The organism is Paracoccus marcusii (assembly GCF_006151785.1).
GTDB classification, from domain to species: Bacteria; Pseudomonadota; Alphaproteobacteria; order Rhodobacterales; family Rhodobacteraceae; genus Paracoccus; species Paracoccus marcusii.
In genome coordinates this window covers 1-6,718 of the sequence record NZ_VDDD01000164.1, presented here as the reverse complement: position 1 = coordinate 6,718, position 6,718 = coordinate 1, and the positions used below count along the sequence as shown (strand labels likewise).

Sequence of the window (6,718 nt, the reverse complement as noted above, 5' to 3'; positions counted from 1 at the left end):
GGGGCCGGGCGCCGCGCCCGCGTCACTGCAGGTCGGCGAAGGCCGCGCGCAGCCGGTCCGCCGCCTCGATCACCCGCGCCCGCGGCGTCGCGATGTTGAAGCGCATGAACCCGTCGCCGCCCAGCCCGAAGGTCGCGCCGTGATTGGCCGCGATCCGGGCGTCGTCCTGGATGCGACGGGTGATTTCCGCGTCGGTCATGCCGGTGTCGCGGAAATCGACCCAGGACAGATAGGTTGCCTGCAGGGGCATCGACCGCAGACCGGGAATCGCGTTCACCGCCTGATCGAAGATCCGCCGGTTGCCGTCCAGGTAATCGACCAGCGCATCGACCCAGGCCGCGCCCTCGGGCGAATAGGCCGCCGCGACCATGTCCTGGCCCAGCATCGCCGGAGAGATCCCCGCGGCGGCCAGCGCGCCCTGGAACCGCGCCCGCAGGCCGGGGTCGGGGATGATCGCGTTGCCGATATGGGCGCCCGCGATGTTGAAGGTCTTGGTGGCGGCGGTCAGCGTCACCAGGCGCGGCAGGATGTCGGGTGCCACGGTCGCCATCATCCGGTGACGGGGGCCGCCCGGCAGGACCAGGTCGGCATGGATGTCGTCCGAGATCAGGATCAGGTCGTGGCGGTCGCAGAAATCGGCGACCTGGCGCAGTTCGGCTTCGGACCAGACGCGGCCGCCGGGATTGTGCGGCGAACACAGGATCATCATCCGTTCGCGCCCGGTCAGCATCCCTTCCCACGCGTCCCAGTCCAGGGCGTACTGGCCGTCGGTCATCGCCAGGGGCAACTCGACCAGGTCGCGGCCGGCGGCGCGGATCACCCGGCCGAAGGCGTGATAGACCGGCGCCATCACGACCACCCCGTCGCCGGGCCGCGTATAGGCGTTCAGCGCCATCGCGACCGCGTTGACCAGCCCCGCGCAGGTCAACACCCATTCGGGCCGGATCTGCCAGCCGTGGCGATGCGCCATCCACCAGCCGATCGCCGCCAGATAGGGCGGGTTCGCGCCGGGATAGCCATAGACGCCATGCGCCGCGGCGCGGTCCACCGCCGCCTGGACCGCCGCGGGGGGCGCGAAATCCATGTCGGCCACCCACATGGCCAGGCCGTCATCGGCGCCCACGCCGTATGCGGCCTGCATGTCGTCCCACTTGCTGCAATGCGTGCCGCGGCGGTCGATGATGCGGTCGAAATCGGGCTGGGTCATGGGGGCTCCTGCGGGCTGCGTCACCCTAGCCTAGCGGGGTTGTTGCTTATGGTGAAGGCTTGCCCTAAATCCCTTGCCATGAGCCTGAGACCCATCCTGATCCATCCCGATCCGCGCCTGAAGAAGGTGGCCCAACCCGTGGCCCGCATCACGCCCGAGATCGAGACATTGGCCGCGGACATGCTGGCCACCATGTACGAGGCGCCCGGCATCGGCCTGGCCGCGCCGCAGATCGGCGTGGGCCTGCGCGTCTTCACCATGGATGCCAACCGCGACCCCGAGGCGCCGCGCGCGCCCCTGGTGCTGGTCAACCCCGAGGTGACCTGGGCGTCGGACACGCCCAACACCTATGAGGAGGGCTGCCTGTCCATCCCCGACCAGTACGGAGAGGTCACGCGGCCCGCGCAGATCCGCATGCGCTGGCTGGGGCTGGACGGCAAGACCCACGAACGCGAGTTCGACGAGTTGTGGGCCACCTGCGCCCAGCACGAGCTGGATCACCTGGACGGCGTGCTGTTCATCGATCACCTCTCCGCCATCAAGCGGCAGATGATCACCCGCAAGATGGTCAAGCTGAAGCGGGACCTGGCCCGTGCCTGATCGCACGGGTGCCAGCGGCTGGATGCGCCCCGACCTGCCGGGGGATCTTGGCCGCGGCACCCTGCGCGACATCGTCCTGTGGCCGGACCCGCGCCTGCGCCTGCGCGCGGAACCCGCCGGCTACATGACCGGCCCCGAACTGCGCGTGCTGGCCGCCGACATGCTGGCCACCATGTATCACGCCCAGGGCCGCGGCCTGGCCGCCCCGCAGATCGGCGTGCTGCGCCGGATCTTCGTCATGGATGCCGGCTGGAAGGACGGCGCGCCCGCCCCCCTGGTCCTGATCGACCCCGAGATCCTGGTCAGGTCGCCGCAGACTGAGACCGCGCCCGAAGGGTGCCTGTCCATTCCCGGCGGCCCCGTCGAGGTCATGCGCCCCGCCGCCATCGGAATCGGCTGGTATGATCTGGACGGCCGCTATCAGGTGCGCGACATGCAGGGTCCCGCCGCCCGCATCGCCCAGCACGAGGTCGATCACCTGGACGGCCTGTTGATCGTGAAGGACTGACCATGGCCGCGCGCGCGTTCCTGCCCTATGCCGACCCCCGCCTGCACCGCCCCGCCGCGCCGGTGGCAGAGATCACCGAATCCGTCCGCATGATCTGGGACGACATGGTCGACACCATGGAGGCGATGCCCGGCGTGGGACTGGCTGCGCCCCAGATCGGCATCATGATGGCGCTGGCCGTCGTCGATGCCTCGGGGCCGCGCGGACAGGCGGTCCGCATGGCCAACCCCCGGATCCTGCATGCCAGCGTCAAGCTGCGCGAGTACGAGGAGGCCAGCCCCAACCTGCCCGGCGTCTCGGCCCCGATCAGCCGCCCCCGGGCGGTCACGGTGCGGTTCCTCAACCAGGACGGCGTCGAGGAGGACCGCGATTTCGTCGGCCTGTGGGCCACCAGCGTCCAGCACCAGATCGACCACCTGGCCGGGCGGATGTATGTCGATCACCTGACCCCCCTGCGCCGCAAGATGCTGGTCGCGCGGTCGGCCAAGCTGCACCGCCACTGATTTTTTCCGTCGTCAGGGAATAGAACGACCCGTCGTGCCGTTCTGCTGTCGAATGGCCCGAAAGGCCGTCCGTGCAGCGGGGACCGGCGTCGCGCCCCGTCGCAAGATCGCCGCGGCGCCGGGATTTTCAGAAGGATGCACCCCATGGCACGACTGTTCGGAAATGACGACGACAACCGCCTGACCGGCACCAGCGTGGCCGACCTGATCTATGGCCGGTCGGGCGACGATGCGCTCTATGGCTTTCGTGGCAACGACACGATCGACGGAGGCGAGGGCAACGACCGCATCTGGGCCGGCGAGGGCGCGAACCGCGTGTCCGGCGGCTCGGGGAACGATCGCATCTGGGCGGGCGCGGGCAGCGACGTGATCGCCGCGGGCGAGGGCAATGACATCGTCGCCGCCGGCCACGGCAACAACCGCATCTGGGGCGGCGATGGCGACGACGTCCTGTACGCCGGCGCCGGGCGCGACACGCTGGACGGCGGTGATGGGAACGACCGCATGGCGTCGGGGGCGGGCAACGACATCCTGACCGGGGGCGAGGGCGACGACCGGATGATCGCGGGCTTCGGCGCCGACCGCCTGATCGCCGGAGAGGGCAACGACACGCTGAACGGCGGGCTGGGCAACGACACGATGACCGGCGGCGAGGGGGCGGACGTGTTCGTCTTCAACGGCGGGCGCGACCGGATCACCGACTTCGAGAACGGCGACGACGACATCGACCTGCGCGCCCTGGCCAATGTCGACAACTATGCCCAGATCCGCGGCGCCGCCGTGCAGAGCGGGTCCGACGTCGTGCTGAGTTTCGGCCCCAACCAGCTGGTCATCGAGGATTTCCGCCTGAACCAGATGAGCAGCGACGACTTTTCCTGGTAATATCTTTTGACGGTCCCCCCGCGCAGGTTCGCCCTGCGCGGGGTGTTTTCATGTCTGCGCAGGCAGGTCGTCGCGCACCCGCTCCCACGCCAGGGTCAGGTGGCGGCCCAGGATGTCCGACAGTCCGTCCGAATCCCGCGCCTCCAGCGCCGCGATCATCCGTTCGTGCTCGGCGACCGCGCTGGCCCATTTTTCCGCACCTTCGTGCCCGATGAAGCGGACGCGCTTCAACCGGGTCTGCAGGCGGGCATGCACCTCGGACAGGGCACCGTTGTCGGCAAGTGCCACGATGGCCGTATGGATCGCCTGGTTCAGCTTGTAATAGGCCATGCGGTCGCGCCGGGCATAGCAGTCGAGCATCCTGTCATGCAGCGCCCGCACGCCCGCGATGCCCGCATCCGTCGCCTGTGCGCAGGCGATGATCCCCGCCTGCTGCTCCAGGATGCGGATCACCTCCAGCATGTCGCGGACCTCGCGCGCGCCGAACTGCTTGACCACCGCGCCCCGTGCCGGGACCAGTTCGACCAGCCCCTCGGATGCCAGGTACTTGATCGCCTCGCGCAGCGGCGTGCGGGACACGCCCAGCTGCTGGCCGATCTGGCCCTCGTTCAGGCGGGTCCCGGGTGGCAGCTGCCCCTCGATGATCATGTCGCGCAGCCGCGACAGGATCGCGTCCAGCAGGGGCAGGCGTTCGATGCGGGCGTCTGTGTCTGACATGTCGGTTACCGGCGTCTCCGTTGGCGCGTCTGTCTCTGGCTATGACGGAGGGGGTGGCAAGTCAATATTGCCTTCTGTGTGTTGTATACAGAATTATTGATACGCTTTTGGGGCCGTGCTAGCAAGAACCCGGGACGTGATTCGGAAGGGGGATCGATGTCGGGGAACACCATGCGTTGGACGCCGCAGGACTGGCCCATCGCCTGTGCGATGATCCCGTTCGCGTCCGTTCAGGATGCCGGGCCGGCCGCCTGGGCACGCGATCTGGGCCAGGTCGCGGCGGCGGGGTTCGATGCGGTCGATCCGACCGACAGCTGGCTGCGGCTGGCCGATCTGGACGATGCTGGACGGGCGCGGTTCGTAGCGATCTGCCGTGACCTGGGACTGACCGTTCCGGCCATCTCGACCTCACGGCGCAGCGTGATCGATCCGGTGCAGGGTGACGACCATCTGGCCTATTGCCATCGTGTCATCGACTGCGCCGCCGATCTTGGCGCGGGGCATGTTAGCTTTGGCCTGTTCGGACCGCTGAGCGACGCGCAGCGCGCCGCCCTGTGGTTCTGGACCGAGCCGGGGGTGACGAACCCCGACGACCCCGCCATCCGAGCCCTGGCCGTCGCCCGCATCCGCGACCTGGGCCGCCACGCCGCCGATCGCGGAATCCACGTTGCGCTGGAGATGTACGAGGACACCTATCTGGGCACCGCCTCCGACGCGGTCGCCTTCGTCACCGACGTGGACCTCCCGTCGGTCCGGCTGAACATCGACATCGGCAACCTGATCCGCCTGCATCGGCCCGTGCAGCCCTGGGCGGAGATGATCGCGCTGTGCGCGCCCTTCGCGGGCTACTGGCACGTCAAGAACTACTACCGGATGACCGACCCGTCGGGGGTCATCCTGTCCCATCCCGCGCCCATGATGGGCGGCACCATCAACTGGCGCGCGGCGATCAACACCGCGCTGGACCTGGGCTTTTCCAGCCCCTTCCTGGTCGAGCATTACGGCGGCGACGGACTTGGGGTCTGCGCCGAGAACCGCGACTACATCCGCCGCATCCTGGCGCAGAGAAGGACCCTGCCATGACCAAGATCGTGGACCGCCCCGAGGATTTCGCCGCGACCGCGCTGGCGGGGTTCTGCGCCGCCCATGCCGACCGGGTCATTCCCATCCCGCATGGCGCCCTGCGCGCCCATGCGGGGGCGCCGGGCAAGGTGGCCTTGGTCGTGGGTGGAGGGTCGGGGCATTATCCGGCGTTTCTGGGCTATGTCGGTCCGGGCCTGGCCGATGGAACGGTGGCGGGGGACGTGTTCGCGTCGCCCTCGACCAGTGCGGTGGCCGGGGTGGCGCGGGCGGCGGACCTGGGCGGAGGCGTCATCCTGGGCTTTGGGAACTATGCGGGCGACGTGCTGAACTTTGGCGCCGCTGCCGAGCGTCTGCGCGCCGAAGGGATCGATGCGCGCATCCTGGCCGTGACCGATGACGTGGCTAGCTCGCCCGCGACCGACGCGGCGCGCAGGCGGGGCGTGGCGGGCGACCTGCTGGTCTTCAAGATCGCCGGTGCCGCGGCCGAGGCGGGCCTGGACCTGGACGCGGTGATGGATCTGGCCGGACGCGCCAATGCGCGGACCGTGTCCTTCGGGCTGGCCTTCGACGGCTGCACCCTGCCGGGACAGGCGGCACCCCTGTTCACCGTGCCCGAGGGGCAGGTCGCCCTTGGCCTGGGCATCCACGGAGAGCCGGGGATCGCCGCGCAGGCCATCCTGCCCGCCGCCGATCTGGCCCGGATGCTGCTGGAGCCGCTGCTGGCGGAACGGCCCCAGGGCCATGACGGCCGCGTGGCCGTGGTCCTGAACGGCCTTGGCCGCACGAAATACGAGGAACTGTTCGTCCTGTGGCATCACCTGACCGGGCTGATGACCGACGCCGGCCTGACCGTCATCGACCCCGAGGTCGGAGAGTTCGTGACCAGCCTGGACATGGAGGGGTGCTCTCTGTCGATCCTGTGGCTGGACGATGCGCTGGCCGATCTGTGGCGTGCGCCTGCTGATGCACCCGCCTTCCGCAAGGGGACCGTGGCTGCCCAGGGCGCGCGTCAGGTGGCCCGCGAAGGGGCAGCCATCGCAGCGGTTCCGCGCGGCGAACCCGCCAGTGCGGAGCAGGCCGGCTGCGTGGCCGACATCGTGGCGCGGTTGGCCCGGGCGCTGGCCGAGGCAGAGGCAGAATTGGGCCGCATCGACGCCATCGCGGGCGACGGCGATCACGGCCAGGGCATGGCGCGCGGGTCTGCGGCAGCCGCCCTTG

At 69.6% G+C, this 6,718-nt stretch carries 8 protein-coding genes; 6 read left to right on the top strand and 2 right to left on the bottom strand.

Annotated elements, in window-relative coordinates:
• Positions 1-22: 22 nt before the first annotated feature.
• Positions 23-1,207, bottom strand: a complete 1,185-nt coding sequence (locus FHD68_RS16975) for a MalY/PatB family protein (RefSeq protein WP_127897802.1) — start codon at positions 1,205-1,207, stop codon at positions 23-25.
• 78 nt (positions 1,208-1,285) lie between these two features.
• Here FHD68_RS16975 and def (FHD68_RS16970) point away from each other — a divergent pair, with 78 nt between their 5' ends.
• From def (FHD68_RS16970) to FHD68_RS16955, 4 genes are all read left to right on the top strand, one after another.
• Positions 1,286-1,807, top strand: a complete 522-nt coding sequence (gene def / locus FHD68_RS16970) for a peptide deformylase (protein ID WP_045999944.1) — start codon at positions 1,286-1,288, stop codon at positions 1,805-1,807.
• Complete coding sequence (def, locus tag FHD68_RS16965) at positions 1,800-2,315, top strand: peptide deformylase (RefSeq protein ID WP_239441312.1); 516 nt, start codon at positions 1,800-1,802, stop codon at positions 2,313-2,315. The genes def (FHD68_RS16970) and def (FHD68_RS16965) overlap by 8 nt, the downstream gene beginning before the upstream one ends.
• Before the next feature lie 2 nt (positions 2,316-2,317).
• The gene (gene def, locus FHD68_RS16960; protein ID WP_139086310.1) at positions 2,318-2,818 is read left to right on the top strand and encodes a peptide deformylase; all 501 of its coding nucleotides are present in this window, start codon (positions 2,318-2,320) and stop codon (positions 2,816-2,818) included.
• A 144-nt stretch (positions 2,819-2,962) separates the two neighbouring features.
• Complete coding sequence (locus FHD68_RS16955) at positions 2,963-3,700, top strand: calcium-binding protein (RefSeq protein WP_139086308.1); 738 nt, start codon at positions 2,963-2,965, stop codon at positions 3,698-3,700.
• A gap of 48 nt (positions 3,701-3,748) precedes the next feature.
• On the opposite strand, the gene FHD68_RS16950 is transcribed toward FHD68_RS16955, so the two are convergent.
• A complete protein-coding gene (locus tag FHD68_RS16950) occupies positions 3,749-4,417 on the bottom strand; it encodes a GntR family transcriptional regulator (RefSeq protein WP_045982495.1) in 669 nt (222 codons plus the stop codon).
• A 156-nt stretch (positions 4,418-4,573) separates the two neighbouring features.
• Between FHD68_RS16950 and FHD68_RS16945 the strand changes: the two genes are divergently transcribed.
• Together FHD68_RS16945 and FHD68_RS16940 are read left to right on the top strand one after the other, a co-directional pair.
• Complete coding sequence (locus FHD68_RS16945) at positions 4,574-5,500, top strand: sugar phosphate isomerase/epimerase family protein (RefSeq protein ID WP_139086305.1); 927 nt, start codon at positions 4,574-4,576, stop codon at positions 5,498-5,500.
• Positions 5,497-6,718: dihydroxyacetone kinase family protein (locus FHD68_RS16940; protein WP_139086303.1), on the top strand; the 1,222-nt coding region annotated here is incomplete at its 3' end. The genes FHD68_RS16945 and FHD68_RS16940, both read left to right, overlap by 4 nt.

Excerpts from the sequence above, each read along its gene's own strand:
- FHD68_RS16975 (WP_127897802.1), bottom strand. The coding sequence starts at position 1,207 with ATGACCCAGCCCGATTTCGACCGCATCATCGACCGCCGCGGCACGCAT.
- def (WP_045999944.1), top strand. The coding sequence starts at position 1,286 with ATGAGCCTGAGACCCATCCTGATCCATCCCGATCCGCGCCTGAAGAAG.
- def (WP_139086310.1), top strand. The coding sequence starts at position 2,318 with ATGGCCGCGCGCGCGTTCCTGCCCTATGCCGACCCCCGCCTGCACCGC.
- FHD68_RS16955 (WP_139086308.1), top strand. The coding sequence starts at position 2,963 with ATGGCACGACTGTTCGGAAATGACGACGACAACCGCCTGACCGGCACC.
- FHD68_RS16950 (WP_045982495.1), bottom strand. The coding sequence starts at position 4,417 with ATGTCAGACACAGACGCCCGCATCGAACGCCTGCCCCTGCTGGACGCG.
- FHD68_RS16945 (WP_139086305.1), top strand. The coding sequence starts at position 4,574 with ATGTCGGGGAACACCATGCGTTGGACGCCGCAGGACTGGCCCATCGCC.